Source organism: Acuticoccus sp. MNP-M23 (genome assembly GCF_031195445.1).
Taxonomy (GTDB): domain Bacteria; phylum Pseudomonadota; class Alphaproteobacteria; order Rhizobiales; family Amorphaceae; genus Acuticoccus.
Genome location: NZ_CP133480.1, coordinates 1,035,986 through 1,052,655, shown reverse-complemented (window position 1 = coordinate 1,052,655; position 16,670 = coordinate 1,035,986). Strand labels below are relative to the sequence as shown.

The window sequence follows — 16,670 nt, the reverse complement described above, 5'->3', positions numbered from 1 at the left end:
CCGGCGCCTCACAGATTGTGGCAGGCGACGCGGCGGTTCTGGGTGGTTGCGCGCAGCGGCGGCATGGTCTCACACACATCCGTCCGCCTGGGGCAGCGGTCCTGGAAGGGGCAGCCTTCGAGCTGGCGGAACCGGCTCGGCGGCTCGCCGCGCTCCACGGCGCCGGTGACGCGGCGGCTCACATCCAGCCGCGGCACCGAGGCAATCAGCATCTGCGTATAGGGGTGCTGCGGATCTTCGAACAGCGACGGCCCGTCGCCGATCTCGACCACATGGCCCATGTAGAGGACGGCCACCCGGTCGGAGATCTTCGCGACCACGCCGAGGTCGTGCGAAATGAACATCATCGTGAGGCCGAGCCGCGCCTTGAGGTCGGCCAGAAGGTTGAGCACCTGCGCCTGGATCGACACGTCGAGCGCGGAGACCGGCTCGTCGGCGATGATGAGGTCCGGCACGGGCAGGATCGCGCGCGCAATGCCGACGCGCTGGCGCTGGCCGCCTGACAGCTCGTGCGGGAAGCGCGGCGCGTAGGAGGGGTCGAGGCCCACCTGCGTCAGCGCTTCGCCGACCTTCGCCGCACGGTCCTGCCGGCCGTTGAAGATGCGGTGGATGTCGCCGGTTTCCGCCACCGAGTCGCCGACCGAGCGGCGCGGGTTGAGTGAGGCGTAGGGGTCCTGGAAGACCATGCGCAGCTTGAGCCGCGCGGTCTTCAGCCGGCCGCCCCGCGCTTTCAGAAGGTCTCCGCCGCCGAACATCACTTCGCCGCCGTCGGCATCGGTGAGGCCAGTCACGATCCGCCCCACCGTGGTCTTGCCACAACCGGATTCGCCGACAATGCCGAGCACCTCGCCGCGCGTCACGTCCAGCGATACCGCGTTGACGGCCTTGACCTTGTATCGCTGCCCCTTCCGCTTGGCGCTGAAGCTTTTCGAGACGTCCCGCAGCGAGAGGATCGGTTCGGAGGTGGCCGTTGCATCGGTCATGCGGCGACCTCCGCATTCATGGGGAAGTGGCAGACCGCGGTGTGCGCGCCGTCCGTCACCACGGGCACGGGGCCGCTGCGGCAGGCGTCGGCTGCCCGCACGCAGCGCGGCGAAAACGGGCAGCCGGGCGGGATCTCGTAGGGTTTTGGCGCATGGCCGGGGATCGTCACCATCGCCTCCTGCCCGCGCGCCGGGTCGGGCACGCAGGCCATCAGCCCGTGGGTGTAGGGGTGGAGCGGGGCGGAGAAGATCTCGTCCACCGTGCCGGTTTCGACGATGCGCCCGGCGTACATCACCGCCACGCGGTCGGCGAGCTGGGAGACCACGCCAAGGTCGTGGGTGATGAAGAGGACGCCCATGTCGAGCCGGTCGCAAAGGTCGCGCACCAGGCCGAGGATCTGGAGCTGGACGGTGACGTCGAGCGCGGTGGTCGGCTCGTCCGCAATCAGTACCTTGGGGCGGCAGGCGAGCGCGATGGCGATCATCACGCGCTGGCGCATGCCGCCGGAAAGTTCGTGCGGGTAGGCGGCGAGCTGCAACTGGGCATCGGGCAGGCGAACGAGCTCCAGGAGTTCGCGGGTGCGGGCTGCGAGGTTGGCCTTGGGGTCGTGCACCCGCACGGCCTCGGCGATCTGGTCGCCGATGCGCATCACCGGGTTCAGCGAGGTCATCGGCTCCTGAAAGATCATCGCCACCTCGCCGTGGCCCTTGCGCACGCGCTCGTAGGGCGTGGCGTGGGTGATATCGGCACCGTCGATGGTGATGCGGCCCTCGCGCACGCGCGCCTCGGGCTGGGGGAGGAGGCCCATCACGGCCAGCGATGTCATGGACTTGCCGCAGCCGGATTCGCCCACCAGCGCCAGGATCTCACCGGGTTCGATGGCAAGGGTCACGCCGCGCACGATGTCCAGCATGCCGCCGCGGGTGCCGACCGAAACGACGATGTCGTCGACATTGAGCATCGTCATTTCCTCCGGTTGCCCATGGCTTCGCGGAAGCGCGGGTCCATGTGGTCGCGCAGTGCGTCGCCGGTGAGGTTGAGGGAAAAGGCCGTGAGCGCGATCATTGCGCCCGGAAAGAACAGGAGCCACGGCGCGCGGGTGATGTAGATGCGCGATTCGGCCAGCATGTTGCCCCAGGAGGGCACATCCGGCGGCGTGCCGAGGCCCAGAAAGTCCAGCGAGGCGGCGCCCAGCTGCGCAAATGCGAACACGAAGCTCGCCTGCACCAGAAGCGGCGAGATCATGTTGGGCAAAATGTGCTTGCGGATCATCCAGAAGGTGCCCGCCCCCATGGATTGGGAGGCCTCCACATAGGTTTCTTCGCGCAGCCGCAGCGCCACGCCGTAGACGATGCGCGCGGTGGTGGTGAGGTAGACGACACCTATGGCAAGGATGGCGTTCTCCACGCCGCGGCCGAGGATGACGATGAGCCCAAGCGCCAGAAGGAGCGACGGGAAGGCCATCAGCACGTCCACCAGCCGCATCAGCACCCGGCCAAGGCGCGGGTAGAGCGCGGAGAGGACGCCGATGGGAATGCCCGTCGCCAGCGCGAAGCCCACCACGCCGATGCCGATCATCAGCGCCAGCCGCGCGCCGTAGACGATGCGCGAGAAGGTGTCGCGGCCAAAGTGGTCGGTGCCGAACCAGTGGACCGCGTTGGGCGGTTGCAGCCGCTCGGTCGGCGCAATGTCCAGCGGGGCGTAAGGCGCGATCAGCGGCGAGGCGAGGGCGAACACGATCACCACCGCCAGGAAGACGAGCCCCGCCGCGGTCAGCGGGCGCCTGGCGATTGGCTCAAGGATGCGGCGGGTGGAGACGCTCACTGGAGTTCCACGCGCGGATCGAGGAAGCGATAGGAAATGTCGACCAAGAGGTTGATCACCAGATAAAGGCACACGATCACGAGGATCACGCCCTGGATGACAGGATAGTCCCGGCGCAGGATCGACTGGACGACCGTCCGCCCGACGCCCGGCAGCGCGAACACCGTTTCGGTGACGACAGCCTCGGAAATCAGCGCGGCGAGGGTGAAGCCGAACGCGGACACCACCACCAGAAGCGCGTTGCGCAAGGTGTGCCGCAGCACCACGCGGCGCGGGCTGATGCCCTTGGCGCGCGCTGTGCGGATGTAGTCCTCCTTCGACACATCCAGCATGGACGCACGGGTCAGCCGCAGGATCAGCGCCGCGTTGGGCGCGGCGAGCGCGAAGCTCGGCAGGAGCAGGTAGCGCAAGTTGGACAGGCCCCCTTCCTCGAAGATGGACGGGTAGCCGGACGACGGCAGCCAGCCGAGCTGCGCCGCGAACACCAAAATGAGATAGAGGCCGACCCAGAAGGTGGGCACGGAGGCAAGCAGCATGGCCGCGCCCGACAGCGTCTGGTCCAGCCACGTGCCGCGCTTCACGGCAGCGATGACGCCGACCGGCACGCCGATCAGGATCACCCAGACCATGGTGATGGCGGCGAGCAGCAAGCTCGTCTCGGCGCCGTCGGCGATGACTTCGGTGACAGGCTGGTCGAAGAAGATCGAGCGGCCGAGATCGCCCTGGAGCGCGGAACCGGCCCAGTAGAAATATTGCAGCACCAGCGGCTCATCGAGGCCGAGCCGCGTGCGCAGCTTCGCCACCTGCTCGGGCGTCGCCTGATCGCCCAGCATGACGAACACCGGGTCGCCCGGAATGAGGTGGATGAAGATGAAGATGATGACGGATGCGGCGACCAGCGTCGCCAGCGCCGCACCCGTGCGTTTCAGGACATAGCCCCACATCAGCGGCAAGGTCCTCGTTGGAGGCCGATCGCGCCTATTTCGATGCGCCCCAGAAGTAGGCGAAGGTGGGTGCCTTCTCCCACGGGGTTTCAAGGCCCGGCGCCGCGATGTCGAAGGAGTAGACGTCGCCAACCTTTACGGCCGGAACCTGCTCATAGGCGAGCGCCTGGAGCTTGGCCCATGCTGCGGTCCGCTTTTCCATGTCCGACGTGCCGATCAGCTCGGCGGCCAGCGCCTTCTTTTCCGGCGAGGTCCACCAGCCGGGGTAGTTCTCGTTCATGAAGGTGAGGAGGGCAGGCTCGGGCAGCGTGCTGTGGTGGGTCATGAACATGTCCCACGCCGCAGGGTCGGCGCGCTGCTTCAGGAGCGTCGCCCAGTCGACCACGTTGAGTTCGAGGTTGATGCCGGCATCGGCAAGCTGCCGCTTGAAGACGTTGGCCTGGTCGAAGTGCTGCTGATAGTTGGTGGAGACCAGAAGGCTGATCGGCTCGCCGTTGTAGCCGGCAGCCTTGGCCATCTCGGCAGCCTTCTCGGCGTTGCCCTGGTTGTAGTGCTCGGTGCCGGCGTCCGAATGCCAGACTGAGCCTTCGGTGAAGAACGAGCCCTGCGCGTCGAACAGCTCGGGGTCGCCGACGGAGACCTGGAGCGCCTCGGTCATGTTCAGCGCTTCGAGGATGGCGCGGCGAAGGGCGTAGTTGTCCTTCAGGATGCCGTCCGACGAGTTCATGAACATCAGCCCGAAGATCGGACCGGCGCTGATGTACGGCTTGATCGACGCGTCGTCCTTGAGGAGGCCGTAGAGGTCGCCGGAGATGTACTCGGCGTAGTCGTAGTCGCCGGCCTGCACGCCGCTGACGCGGGTGCCGACGTCAGGCACGGGCACGAACTGGATCTTGTCGAAGATCGCCTCGCGCTTGCCGGCCCAGCCGTCGGACGGCTCTTCGCGCGACGCGTAGTCGTCGAACTTCACCACTTCCACGTAGCGGTTGGGGCGCCATTCGCCGAACTTGTAGGGCCCGGTGCCCACATAGTTTTCCGGCTTGATCGGCTCGCCGCCGGCTGCGGTGACGATTTCCGCCGGGTAGATCACGCCGCCGCCGTTGACGTAGGAGAGCATCTGCTTCCACGCGCCGTTCGGCTCGTTGAGCGTGAGCGTGACTTCGTATTCGCCGGTGGCCTCGGCCTTGTCGAGGTTCAGCGTGCCGCCTCTGGCGCCGTATTCGGCCCAGCGGGTGAGGGAGGCGACCACGTCCTCGGCGTTCATGGTGTCGCCGTTGTGGAAGGGCACGCCCTCACGCAGCTTGATGGTGATGGTCTTCTCGTCGTCCGAGACGCTGTCACTTTCGGCCAGAAGCGGCTGCGGCAGGGACTTGGAGTCCAGCGCGTAGAGCGGCTCGAACATGTGCTGGGAGACGATGGTGGCGACGTTGGCCGTGCCCATCTGCGAATCAAGGCTGGGCGGCTCGCCGATGGTGGCGTAGCGCATTGTCTCCGCCATCGCAGGCGCTGCGCCGATGCCGGCAGCAAGCGTGATCGCAAGAGCGGCACCGGCCAGAAGAGACCGGGTCGGACGGTTCTTTGTCATCTCATCCCTCGTTGGTTCTTGTTCATTTTGTGGTTGGTTCAGATCACCAGCACGTCGAGCCGCCGTCGATGACCAGTGTCGCGCCCGTCATGAAGCGCGATGCATCTGAGGCGAGGTAGACTGCGAGCGGGCCGAGATCTTCCGGCGCGCCGGCGTGGCCGAGCGGGATCATCGAGACCACGTTCTCGATGACCTCCGGCTTTTCCCGCTCCCAGCGCTGGTTGGGTTCGGTCATGAAAAGGCCGGGGCAGATGGCGTTGGCGGTGATGGCGTGGGGCGCCCAGTCGACTGCGACCGCGCGGGTGAACTGCACCAGCCCGGCCTTGGCCGCCTCATAGTGCCGTCCGTTGATCCCCTTGCCGGCAATCATGGCATTGACGGAGGCGATGTTGATGATCCGGCCGCCGCGGCCTGCCTTGATCATCGCGCCGCCGATCACCTTGGTGCAGGCCACAGCGCTGGTGAGGTTGAGGTCCATCAGCCTGCGCCAGTCGTCCAGCGCGACGTCCTCTACGGGAATGCTCTCGCGCCGGCCGCCAACATTGTTGATGAGGATGTCGATGCCGCCGGCTTCGGTGAGGGCGCGGGCTGCGATGTCTTCGGCGGTTTCGGGCACGCCGACGTCACCTTCGAAGGTCCACACCGTGCGGCCGAGGGCGCGGATGGCATCGGCCGTGGCGTCGAGTTCGGCAGAGGGGCGGGCCACCACCGCCACATCGGCGCCGGCGCTTGCCAGGCCCAGCGCCATTTCGCGGCCGAGGCCGCGGCTGGCGCCCGTGACGAGAGCGCGTTTGCCATCAAGACGAAACCGGTCGAGTACGCTCACATCATCTCCTCATGGCACCGCAGACGCTGCGTGCCGAAGGGCCTTCGTGAGATGACACCCAGAATGATTGACCACTCCGGTTGCCAGAAATTTGCCCATCCGGTGCAGATTGGAGCATCAATTGCGCCCGTGTCGAGGGCGCAATAGCAATTTAGTTTCAAACAATTGCAGGCGAATGGCGGCCAAAAAGCTGGCGAATGTCTCCGGCCGGCGGGCTGCCGCAAGGCAATGGAATTGCCGCAGCCGGTCAGTATGCCTTGCCGCGCGCGGAAACCGGCCAGACGGTTTCCACCTTGCCGGCCCGCACGCCCACATACCAGTCGTGCAGGTTGCAGGTGGGGTCGCAATGGCCCGGCACCAGGCGCAGCTTTTCGTTGATCTTCAAGGCGCCGTCCGGGTCGGCGATCACGCCGTGCTCGTCGGAGCATTTGAGATATTTCACGTCGTCGCGGCCGAAGACCACGGGCAGGCCGCTGTCCACCGACTGGGCCTTCAGCCCCGCATCGCACACCGCCATGTCAGGCTTGGCGTGGCTCATGATGCTGGTGAGAAGGAACAGCGCATTTTCCCACTCGCTCTTGTCGATGCGGTTGCCGTCCTCGTCCAGAATGCGCCCGTAGTCGGCGTCCATGAACGCATATGAGCCGCATTGCAGCTCGTTGTAGACGCCCGAATTGCTCTCGAACTGGTAGGAGCCGGTGCCGCCGCCCGAGATGAGGCTCGGCGGAAGGCCCTCTGCCTCCAGCGCGGCGGCGGTTTCCTTCACCTGCGCAATGGCAATGTCCAGCTTCTCCTTGCGGGCCGCAAAACTGTCCAGATGCTGCATTGCGCCCTGGTAGGCCTGGATGCCGGTGAAGGTCAGCCCCGGCGCCGCATCGATGGCTTTGGCAATGGCGACGACATCTGCGGGATCGGTCACGCCGCAGCGGTCGGCGCCGCAGTCGATCTCGATCAGGCACTCGATCTCGGTGGCATGGCGGACTGCGGCGGCCGAAAGCTCGGCCACGTTGTCGATGTCGTCGACGCAGACGATGGTGCGGGCGCCAATCAGCGGCAGGCGGGCGAGCCGGTCGATCTTGGCCGGGTCGCGCACCTGGTTGGAGATCAGCACATCCTTGATGCCGCCGCGCACGAAGGCCTCGGCCTCCGACACCTTCTGGCAGCAGACGCCGACGGCCCCGCCGATGTCCTCCTGCAGCTTCGCCACATCCACCGACTTGTGCATCTTGCCATGGACGCGATGCTTCATGCCGTGGGCACGCGCATAATCACCCATCTTGCGGATGTTACGCTCCAGCGCGTCGAGGTCCAGGACAAGGCAGGGTGTCTGGATCTCGGATTCGTCCATGCCGGGGCGGGCCGGCACATCGTAGCCGACATCAAGGTCGGCGAAGTCTGATGAGGTGTTCATCCGGGTTGGATACTTCATATTGCGGCAATTGGTGCAAGTGAAACCCGACGCCGGCGCTACCCCCAGGTGGCTTTTTTCATTTTCGAGATGGTCAGGTGCTGGAGGAGGATGATGGTCTTGGCATCGCGGATTTCGCCGCGCGCAATCATGGCCATCGCCTCCGGCAGCGGGACATGCATGACCTCGATGTCCTCGCCTTCCTCATAGCTGCCGCCACCTTCGGAGGTCTGATCCTTCACGCCGTAGGACCCTGCGAAGAAGGCCAGATATTCGGTGACCGAGCCGGGGCTCATGTAGACATCGAAGAGGTGGGTGAGGGCTTCGATCTCATACCCGGTTTCCTCCACCAGCTCGCAGCGCATGCGTTCGGCCGCGCCGGCCCCGTCCAGCAGCCCGGCCGGCGTTTCCACCAGAGAGTCCAGCCCACCATTCAGAAACACGGGGAGCCGGAACTGACGGGTGAGAAGCACGCAATCAGTGTCCGGGTTGTGAAGAAGGCAGGTTGCGCCATTGCCCCGATCATAAGTTTCGCGGGTCATCCGCTGCCACGCGCCATTGCGGCGCCGCAGCTCGTATTCGTGCCGGGTCAGAATCCCCCAGTTGTCCGAAAGGACTTCTGTCGAGATCGGGCGAAACACGGTGTTTTCGGTCATTTGCATTGCTCCAGTGCATGAATGGCCGTATCGTGCAAAAACATGCAGAGTCAAGAAATAGCGTGCAATGCTGACCCACGACCGAAAAGCGCATCTCCTCTCCCTTCTGGCGGCCACCGGCAGCGTGGTGGCCAAGGATGTCAGCCGCGATCTCGGCCTTTCGGAGGACACGATCCGACGCGACCTGCGGGAACTGGCGCGGGACGGGCTGCTGAAGCGCGTCCACGGCGGTGCGGTTCCGCTGGCCGCAGCCAATGCGCCGTTCCCGAGCCGCGTCGCCATCGCCAGCCCCGAAAAGGTTGCCATCGGCAAACGCGCAGCGCGCATGGTGGAGCCCGGTCAGGTGGTGTTCGTCGATGGTGGCACGACGGCGTTGCAGCTTGTGCGGCATCTCGCGCCGCGCCTTGCGGCCACGGTCATCACCCACAGCCCGAACGTGGCGATGGCGCTGCTGGAGCACGAGGGCCTGACCATCGAGATCGTGGGCGGCAGGCTGTTCCGGCACTCGGTCGTGACCACGGGGGCAGCCACGCTCGCCTGGCTGGACCGATACCGGCCCGACATCTGCTTCATCGGCGCAACCGGCGTTCACACGGCGGAGGGCATCACCACCGGGGACAGTGAAGAGGCCGAAGTGAAGCGGGCCGTCATCGCGAAGTCGGGATCAGCGATCGTGCTGGCATCGCCCGAGAAGCTGGGGGCGGTGTCCTCGTTCGCGGTGGCGCGCCTTGCCGATATTGATGGATTGGTCGTCTCGAAGGAGACACACGCCAAGGCCCAAAAGGAGTTCGACCCAACGGGCTGCGAGATCTACAGCGGTGACTAATGGCGGGCGCATCGTCCGGCCGCCAGCGGACGCGCCGGCGGCGGCGCTGCCTGATGGTCAGGCCGGGCTGGCCTTGGCCAATGCTGAATGATTTTCAGGAAAACGGGTGGTGGAGCCTAGCGGGGCCTCTTTTACCTGTCTGAAAGTTCCATACATATCTGTAATCTCTCGTTTTTTCCGGCGCTGGATGCGCAAAGTGGGTGCGTTACTGGTTACGCTGCTTGAGTTTTGGTTGGGCTAACATCGCTCGATCTTTCGATAACGATAAAGGATTCCTCGAACGCGATGGCGCCAAGTGGCGTGTTGTGGTCCCCGTCCCCCGCGAGCTTCACGACAAGGCTTCCGACAAACCTGAAGCAGTCCCTGAGTACGGACAGCCTTACCGTTGCGAACCGGCTCAAGTGGCGAGTGATTGCCGAGCTAAGAGACCGGATCAACAAAGAGCGGACGGGGGGTATCGAAGACCCTATTTTGGCGCTTGCCTTGGACCTTCGCGAGGCGCTTCGATCCGCACAGACGGATGAGGAGCACGAGAAGGCCATCGACGATATCGACATCATCGCGGATCAACTCCTTGGTGGATAGGTAGGAGAGTACTACCATCCGAGTGGCGAAATGATGCCTCGCTGTGACACTGTGCGTTCTCGCAATGCTGGTAGTTTGTCCGCATCGCGCGCGGTATGGCGACACCGATCCTTCTTCACCACCCACAATTCCTCGCAGAGCGTCAGGTGAAGGCGCGCACCCGGGCGGACGACGAGCGGACCATAGCGGCGTTGATGCGGTGGTGCGAAGCTGGAGCTGAGGTCGAGAACCGCATCGACCCTTCGAATGAGATGGCCGGCCGGCACCCGATCCTCCAAATTGAACTCGTAGAACAGTGATGCTTGCCCGATCTTCCGATCCATCATTGCGTTGCTCCGTTTTCGCTTACCGGCGGAGCATCGATCCAGATGAGGAGCCCGGCGGCCATCGTCCGACGATGTTGTTCAACAGCCTCAAGTATTTTCGAGATCCAGACCCACACGCAATGGCAGAGACGCAAAGCTGCCATCTGAAGGGCTCGAAACCGGTTGTTAGACGCGGCTAGAGAACCCCATCAATATATCAACACTGCAATAAAACACTTCATTTCACAGGCGCGAAATATTGGTTAGAGCTGAGAATGCGGCCCTTGAATGATTGTCAGTCATATTCAAGTTGTTGGTCATCATCGCATTATTTGCGATTTACGTGAAATGCTCATGCGAACAAGAAGGGTTCCTGCGGGGCGGGTTATGAACGTGGTCACTAAATCGATTACGCCGCAGGCGGAGCAGCATCTGGTGGCCCTGGCCAACTGACCTGCCCCTGCCGTTCGTCCAGTTAAGGCAAAAACGCAATCCGCTTCAGCTGGAGTCCGTCAGCGCGGAATCCGCCGCCCCCGAGGATGAGCCAGCGCTTCCATTTTTTTCGGTGCTGCGTGGGAGTTTCTGCAGAATCCTACTCTAGGGGCATTCGGACTCGGAGGTGGCTTCGGTGAGGGCGGCGAGGGCGGCCGCAAGCGTGTCGGGTTCAACGGGCTTGGGCAGGATCGTTCCAGCGGGCAGCTCGTCCGGGCTGTACGTCTCGGTGTAGCCTGACAGGTAGACGAACGGGATCGCAAGGGCGTTGAGGCGCCGCGCGATGGGGGCGGAGGTCAGGGCCGGGCCGAGGTTGATGTCGAGCACGGCGCAGTGGGGTGCCGATTTGTCGATGAGGGAGAGCGCGGTCGCAGCGTCGCTCGCCGGCCCCACCGGAAGGTAGCCCGCCTCCTCCAGAATTAACGTCAGCTCCATGGCGATCAGCGTGTTGTCTTCCACCACCAGAACACGCGGCGGGATGCCCGCGCCGCCATCACGCATAAACGCTCGTCCGCGTCATGATGAAGTCCTGGAGCCTGTTGGCCTGCTCCTCGATCTCGCTGGCGTTGGCCGCAAAGCGGTCGGCGCTGGCGCTGCGCTTTGCGGCCCTGGCGTCGGACGCCATGGTGGCCAGGAGTTCGGCGCGCTCGCGCAGGCCCCGCAACGCGGTCCACAGCGCCTCTTCAAGCTTTTCCTGTTCGGCGGCGGCAAAGTCGGCCGCGGTGTAGGCGTGGCCCACATGGCAGCGAAACCGCAACACGTCGTCGTGGACGCGCCACAGGTTGCCGCTGCAGTCCGGGCAGGCGAAGGGGGTGAGCTCGCCGATGCGGTCTTCTGATCGTATGGTCATGCGTCTGCCAACGGTCATTTCGGTTTCGAGGATCACGTCGTCCGGCACATCGGGATCACTCGGCGCCGGCTGGGTGACGATTTCGCGCAAGAGATCGCCGATGCGCCGCGCGTCCGCGACAAAGTCCGCCTCATGGCGGTCGAGTGCGTTCTGCGGCATGTCGGCGACGCTGGCGTCCGCGGGGTCCTGCACCACGGTGAGGCCGCCACACCGGCGCACGGCAGACAGGCCCGCAAGCCCGTCCGACAGGTAGCCGCTGAGCAGCACCGCGACGACGCGGCCGCGATAGTGCCGCGCCGCTGAGCGGAACAGGGTGTCAATCGCCGGGCGCGAGTGGTTCTCGCGCGGCCCCCTGGTGAGGTGCATGTTCGCTTCGCTGAGCACGAGATGGTAATCGGGCACGCACGTGGACAGGGTTCCGGCCGTGAGTGACGCGCCGTCGGTCGCCTCGCGCACTGTGAGGGCAGTGCGTTGGGCAAGGATGTCTGGAAGCGCGGAGGTGTGGGTCGCCGGCAGGTGCTGGACGAACAGCACCGCTGCCGGGAAATCGCCCGGAAGGTGGCGCACGATCTGCGACAATGCGTCCAGCGAACCGGCCGACCCGCCGATTACGACGATATTTCTGTTCCGCCAATCCAGTTGCTGGGCCATATACTCCATCGGTGCCTGGCAATCCCTGAAGATGGCTCAAAGCGCTGACGTGTGGGGTTACGGAGCGCTGCGCTCTTGGTTTACTCTGGTTGAAACGCCCTCAGGCCATAGATCGTTCAAAATGGATCAAGTGACGGCACCAGAACCGCGCACCAGCACTGTGCCGCTGGTCGGAATTGGCGCGTCTGCTGGCGGGCTTGACGCGCTGCGCACCATGTTCGGCGCGCTCTCGACCGACACGCGGGCCTGCTTCGTCGTCGTCCAGCACCTCGATCCGACTCACAAGAGCCTTCTGACCGAGCTTCTCAGCCGCTCCACCGAACTGCCGGTGACGGTGGCGCAGGACGGCATGATCCCGGCCGCAGGCACCATCGTGGTGATCCCGGAAGACGCCACGCTCACCGTCGAGCACGGTGCATTCAAGGTCGAACGCCCGGCACCGCCGCGTGCGGTGCGCACGCCGATCGACACGTTCTTCCGCTCCCTGGCGACGGAACGCGGCGAGGACATGGTGGCGATCATCCTGTCGGGCACGGGTAGCGACGGGACCCAGGGCGCGAGGCTCATCAAGGAAACCGGCGGCTTCCTGATCGCGCAGGAGCCGGAATCGGCCGCCTACGATTCCATGCCGCGCAACGCCATCGCCACCGGGCTGATCGACAAGGTCTTGCCGCCAGGTGAAATCCCGGCCGCGATCAAGACCTACCTTGCGCAACTCGTCTCCGGCGGCCCCGTGGACCGGACCGAAGCCGCCGAGGCGGAACGCCAGATCGGACGCATCTGCCAGCACCTCAAGCTCGCGACAGGGCACGACTTCCGCCACTACAAGGAGCCGACGATGCGCCGGCGGGTGCAGCGCCGGATGCAGGTTCTGTCCATCGAGAACCTGTCAGACTACGCCGACCGCCTGCGCGACGACCGCGACGAGGCCGGCCACCTCTTCCGCGAACTGCTGATCTCTGTGACCGCGTTCTTTCGCGACCCGGACGCATTCGAGGCGCTGGAGACCGCGGTCGACGAAATTCTCGCCCGCAAGCAGCCGGGCGAGCCGGTGCGCGTCTGGGTCGCCGGGTGCGCCACGGGGGAGGAGGCCTACTCGCTGGCGATCCTCCTGTCGGAGAAGACCGGCGTATTGCCGAACCCGCCGCGCATCCAGATCTTCGCGACCGACATCGACGAGGGCGCCCTCGCCACCGCCCGGCGCGCGATCTACCCGGAGCCCATCGAGGCCTACGTGCCGCAGCGCTATCTCCGGCGCTACTTCCGCAAGAACCACCAAGAGTATCAGATTGCGGAAGAAATCCGCGAAATGTGCATCTTCTCCACCCAGAGCCTCGTCAAGGACCCGCCCTTTTCAAGGCTCGACCTCCTGTCCTGCCGCAACGTCCTCATCTACCTGAAGCCGGAGATGCAGGAGCGCGTCCTGCCGATCTTCCATTACGCGCTGCAGCCGGACGGATGCCTGCTCCTTGGACCCTCCGAGAGCGTCACCGGGCATGAAGCGCTGTTCGACACCATCAACCAGCGTTGGCGGTTGTTCCGCAGGCGGCCGAGCGTGCCCAATACGCAGCCGCGGTTTCCCCTGATGGGCCTTGCGGCCTCCTCTCAAAGCCGCGCCGCCGCTCCCAAGGGCACGCGAGGCGGTATTGCCGCTTACGTCAAAGCGGCGCAGACGGTGGTGCTGGCCGACCTCAGCCCCGCCTTCGCGGTGGTGGATGTCAACCGGGAGCTGATTTTCTCGGGCGGTGCCATCGGCACCTACCTCAAAATGGTGCAGGGCCAGGCCTCGCTCGACTTCTTCAACCTCCTGCACCCGGACCTGCGCATGGAGGTGCGCTCGCTGTGGCACCGCCTGACCACGGACGCCAAGCCGGTGGTTCGCGATCCGGTCACCTTCCGGCAAGGTGAGACGACGGCGATCGTGCGCATCATTGGCAGGCCGCTGGAGCTGGAGGGCAGCCAGCAGCATTTCCTCATCGCATTCCACGATCTCGGCACGGTGCGGGCAGAGCTGGACGGCGACGGGACCGAGGGCGACGGGGATCTCGGTATCAATGCGCTGGAGGTGGAGCTCAAGGCAACGCGGGAGCTTCTCCAGACCACCACGGAGGAGCTGGAATCCTCCAACGAAGAGCTGCAGTCGGCCAACGAAGAGCTGATGAGCATGAACGAGGAGCTGCAAAGCTCCAACGAAGAACTGGAGACCTCCAAGGAGGAGCTGCAGTCCATCAACGAAGAGCTGGAAACGGTGAACGCCGAGCTCATCAACAAGGTGGAGGAACTGAGCCGTACCAATGCGGACCTGACCAACTTTCTCTCCAGCACCGAGATCGCGACACTGTTCCTCGATGCCGATGGCCGTGTGCGCCGCTTCACGCCCGTGGCGCGACAGGTCTTCAACCTTATCGAGACGGACCTCGGACGCCGCATCGACGACATCTCCACCCGGGTGGTGGACATCGACATGGAGTCCGATGTTGCGCAGGTGCTGGAGAACCTGAAGCCCATCGAACGGGAGGTGACGGCGCGCGACGGATCGAGCACCTTCATGATGCGCATCCTGCCTTACCGTTCGGCGGCCAACGTGATCGAGGGGACGGTGGCGACATTTGTCGACATCACGCCGCTCACCCACGCGCGTCATCTGTCGGAACGCCGTGCGGAAGAGCACGAATTTGTCGCCCGCCTCGGCCGGCGCGGCGTCGCGGGGCTTTCCGCGCGCGAGATGATCGAGTTGTTGCCGGAAGAGCTTGCCACGCTCCTGCAGACCGATTTTGCGAAGGTTCTCATCCTGCGCGACGACGGGAGCCTGGAACTTGCCGCCGCCTACGCCTTCAGCGCACCCATCGGCAGCACGGTCGACATCGGCTCCGACAGCCAGGCCGGCTATACGCTCAACGTCAAGGAGCCGGTCATCGTGCGGGATCTCAACACGGAGACGCGTTTCAGCGGCCCGTCCATCCTGACCGATGAGAACATCCGCAGCGGGATGAGCGTGATCGTCGGATCACCGCGCGAGCCGCTTGGCGTGATCGGTGTTCACGACCGCGGCTTCTACGAGTTCACCCAGGACGACATCTCCTTCCTGGAGACGGTTGCGAACATTCTCGCCGCCACCATTCGCAGGGATGCAGCCGATACGCAAAAACGCCTGCTCCTCGACGAGTTGCGCCACAGGGTCAAGAATACCCTCGCGGTTGTCCAGTCGGTGGTGAGGTTCTCCCTGCGCGACGGTGGCGTCGGCGACGAGACTGTCGAACGGATCACGCATCGCCTGCGCTCGCTTGCGCTGTCCCACGACCTCAACTTCCGCCGCGACGACGACAAGGTCGACATCCGCGAGCTTATCGCGACCCAATTGAAGCCCTACGACCCGACCGGCAAAAACATCCGGGTCGAAGGCCAGTCCACGGCCAGGCTGTCACCCAACCTCTCGATCGACGTTTCGCTGCTGATCCACGAACTCGTGACCAACGCCGTGAAGCACGGCGCGCTCGGCCAGGACGGCGGCACGGTCGAGATCGCGTTGGAGAGCGAAGGCGGCACCGTGCGCATGGTCTGGAATGAACAGTCGCCAAACCCGATTGCCGCGGTGGGGGCAGAGGGCGCCGGCTCGAAGCTCTTACGGGCGATCGAGACCCGCCGCGAGATCAACCTCACCCGCAGCTTCCACGAACACGGCCTCCACTGCGAGCTGACGATCACGATCGACAACGCATCTCCCGATAACACGGCGGCCGAGCCGAAGGCATAGAGGCGCGAAGCGGCACCAACGCGGGATTCGAGGGTTTGCGGAGGAACTTTGATCGCTCCAGCCATTTCGTGACCCCTGTCGGGCCCCGCGTAAACGAACCGTTCCGTGGTCCCTGGCCGGCATCGCAAAAACGTTCCGTTTTGCGACAGTCGCGCATCAAAGAGCGAGCAAATAAATGGAAAAAGAAATCCATATCCATATTGGAACACACAAAACGGGCTCGACGTCGCTTCAGTCAATACTGGGTTCCAGCCGCATCGAGCTGCGACGTCAAGGCAAAGACTACTACTTTGGGTCCATTAATGAGAACAACCATATTGAACTATACCTAGTAACCTTGAGAAAAAGAGTGGAGACATTTGGCAGGCTCTCCGCTAATCCACGGCATAATGTGACGTATGGCGTTGTAAAGGCTGATGTTCAACAGTTCATCAATGAAAGCTCGTGCGATCGTTTGATATTTAGTTGTGAGGGACTCAGTTTGTTGCGCACACCCTCAGAGGTTCGCGCCCTGAAGTTACTTTTTGGGGATCAGCACAAGTTCAAGATACTTCTTGCTCTCCGAAACAAAATTGACTTTTTGGCATCGTACCGCGCTCAGATTTTGAAGAAACCTGGTCGAATGCCTTCATCGGATCCAGACTCCGCGCTCTACGTTGAGTCCGACACATGGCTGCTCAAGTATGAAGAATTGGAGAAAGTTTATCGGGACGAATTTGGCGATGTTGAAGTTGTTAACTATAGCCGTTCGGTGGTCAGAGAACTATTGATCGCTATGGGGGTAAATCTCCCCGAAGAAGAAACGCGGGTGTTCTTGAATTCTAGAAATTAAATCGGAAACTAAAGCATTCAAAGAGCGAAGAGATATTTCTTTAAGAAGGTTTTTGGGGTCAAATAACCATGCGAAATTTGGTGCTCTCAAAAGTCCTTTTGAGCAACGCCAATCTCGGTAATTTTGGCGTGGCCACGTCGTTCGCAGC

15 protein-coding genes are annotated in these 16,670 nt (G+C 63.8%); 4 read left to right on the top strand and 11 right to left on the bottom strand.

The window, feature by feature from the left end; genetic code table 11:
• Positions 1 to 8: 8 nt before the first annotated feature.
• The 8 genes from RDV64_RS04970 to RDV64_RS04935 form a co-directional block, all read right to left on the bottom strand.
• Complete coding sequence (locus RDV64_RS04970; RefSeq protein ID WP_309198173.1) at positions 9 to 983, bottom strand: ABC transporter ATP-binding protein; 975 nt, start codon at positions 981 to 983, stop codon at positions 9 to 11.
• The gene (locus RDV64_RS04965; RefSeq protein WP_309198172.1) at positions 980 to 1,945 is read right to left on the bottom strand and encodes an ABC transporter ATP-binding protein; all 966 of its coding nucleotides are present in this window, start codon (positions 1,943 to 1,945) and stop codon (positions 980 to 982) included. Before RDV64_RS04965 ends, RDV64_RS04970 begins: the two co-directional genes overlap by 4 nt.
• A 2-nt stretch (positions 1,946 to 1,947) precedes the next feature.
• A complete protein-coding gene (locus RDV64_RS04960) occupies positions 1,948 to 2,808 on the bottom strand; it encodes an ABC transporter permease (RefSeq protein ID WP_309198171.1) in 861 nt (286 codons plus the stop codon).
• Positions 2,805 to 3,752 carry an ABC transporter permease gene (locus RDV64_RS04955; RefSeq protein ID WP_309198170.1) on the bottom strand — a complete coding sequence of 316 codons (948 nt, stop codon included), beginning with the start codon at positions 3,750 to 3,752 and terminating at the stop codon, positions 2,805 to 2,807. Before RDV64_RS04955 ends, RDV64_RS04960 begins: the two co-directional genes overlap by 4 nt.
• Before the next feature lie 34 nt (positions 3,753 to 3,786).
• Complete coding sequence (locus RDV64_RS04950; RefSeq protein WP_309198169.1) at positions 3,787 to 5,337, bottom strand: ABC transporter substrate-binding protein; 1,551 nt, start codon at positions 5,335 to 5,337, stop codon at positions 3,787 to 3,789.
• A 43-nt stretch (positions 5,338 to 5,380) separates the two neighbouring features.
• Entirely contained in the window at positions 5,381 to 6,163 is a 783-nt protein-coding gene (locus RDV64_RS04945; protein ID WP_309198168.1) for an SDR family oxidoreductase, read from the bottom strand.
• 247 nt (positions 6,164 to 6,410) lie between these two features.
• Positions 6,411 to 7,574 carry a 3-hydroxy-D-aspartate aldolase BhcC gene (bhcC, locus tag RDV64_RS04940; protein WP_309198167.1) on the bottom strand — a complete coding sequence of 388 codons (1,164 nt, stop codon included), beginning with the start codon at positions 7,572 to 7,574 and terminating at the stop codon, positions 6,411 to 6,413.
• Between the two features lie 56 nt (positions 7,575 to 7,630).
• Complete coding sequence (locus RDV64_RS04935) at positions 7,631 to 8,227, bottom strand: NUDIX domain-containing protein (protein ID WP_309198166.1); 597 nt, start codon at positions 8,225 to 8,227, stop codon at positions 7,631 to 7,633.
• A gap of 67 nt (positions 8,228 to 8,294) precedes the next feature.
• Here RDV64_RS04935 and RDV64_RS04930 point away from each other — a divergent pair, with 67 nt between their 5' ends.
• Positions 8,295 to 9,053, top strand: a complete 759-nt coding sequence (locus RDV64_RS04930) for a DeoR/GlpR family DNA-binding transcription regulator (RefSeq protein ID WP_309198165.1) — start codon at positions 8,295 to 8,297, stop codon at positions 9,051 to 9,053.
• A 596-nt stretch (positions 9,054 to 9,649) separates the two neighbouring features.
• Here RDV64_RS04930 and RDV64_RS23815 read toward each other — a convergent pair.
• Complete coding sequence (locus RDV64_RS23815) at positions 9,650 to 9,964, bottom strand: hypothetical protein (protein WP_375143790.1); 315 nt, start codon at positions 9,962 to 9,964, stop codon at positions 9,650 to 9,652.
• Positions 9,965 to 10,231: 267 nt separating this feature from the next.
• On the opposite strand from RDV64_RS23815, the gene RDV64_RS04920 reads away from it, so the two are divergent.
• Positions 10,232 to 10,396 carry a hypothetical protein gene (locus tag RDV64_RS04920; RefSeq protein WP_309198164.1) on the top strand — a complete coding sequence of 55 codons (165 nt, stop codon included), beginning with the start codon at positions 10,232 to 10,234 and terminating at the stop codon, positions 10,394 to 10,396.
• A 144-nt stretch (positions 10,397 to 10,540) separates the two neighbouring features.
• Here RDV64_RS04920 and RDV64_RS04915 read toward each other — a convergent pair whose 3' ends face one another.
• Positions 10,541 to 10,936 (bottom strand): response regulator, encoded by a 396-nt coding sequence (locus tag RDV64_RS04915; RefSeq protein ID WP_309198163.1) that lies wholly within the window; start codon positions 10,934 to 10,936, stop codon positions 10,541 to 10,543.
• Positions 10,929 to 11,936 carry a chemotaxis protein CheB gene (locus tag RDV64_RS04910; RefSeq protein ID WP_309198162.1) on the bottom strand — a complete coding sequence of 336 codons (1,008 nt, stop codon included), beginning with the start codon at positions 11,934 to 11,936 and terminating at the stop codon, positions 10,929 to 10,931. The genes RDV64_RS04915 and RDV64_RS04910 overlap by 8 nt, the downstream gene beginning before the upstream one ends.
• Positions 11,937 to 12,057: 121 nt before the next feature.
• On the opposite strand from RDV64_RS04910, the gene RDV64_RS04905 reads away from it, so the two are divergent.
• Together RDV64_RS04905 and RDV64_RS04900 are read left to right on the top strand one after the other, a co-directional pair.
• Positions 12,058 to 15,690: a chemotaxis protein CheB gene (locus RDV64_RS04905; RefSeq protein ID WP_309198161.1), complete on the top strand. Its 3,633-nt coding sequence runs from the start codon at positions 12,058 to 12,060 to the stop codon at positions 15,688 to 15,690.
• Between the two features lie 175 nt (positions 15,691 to 15,865).
• Positions 15,866 to 16,522, top strand: a complete 657-nt coding sequence (locus RDV64_RS04900) for a hypothetical protein (protein ID WP_309198160.1) — start codon at positions 15,866 to 15,868, stop codon at positions 16,520 to 16,522.
• Positions 16,523 to 16,670 lie beyond the last annotated feature (148 nt).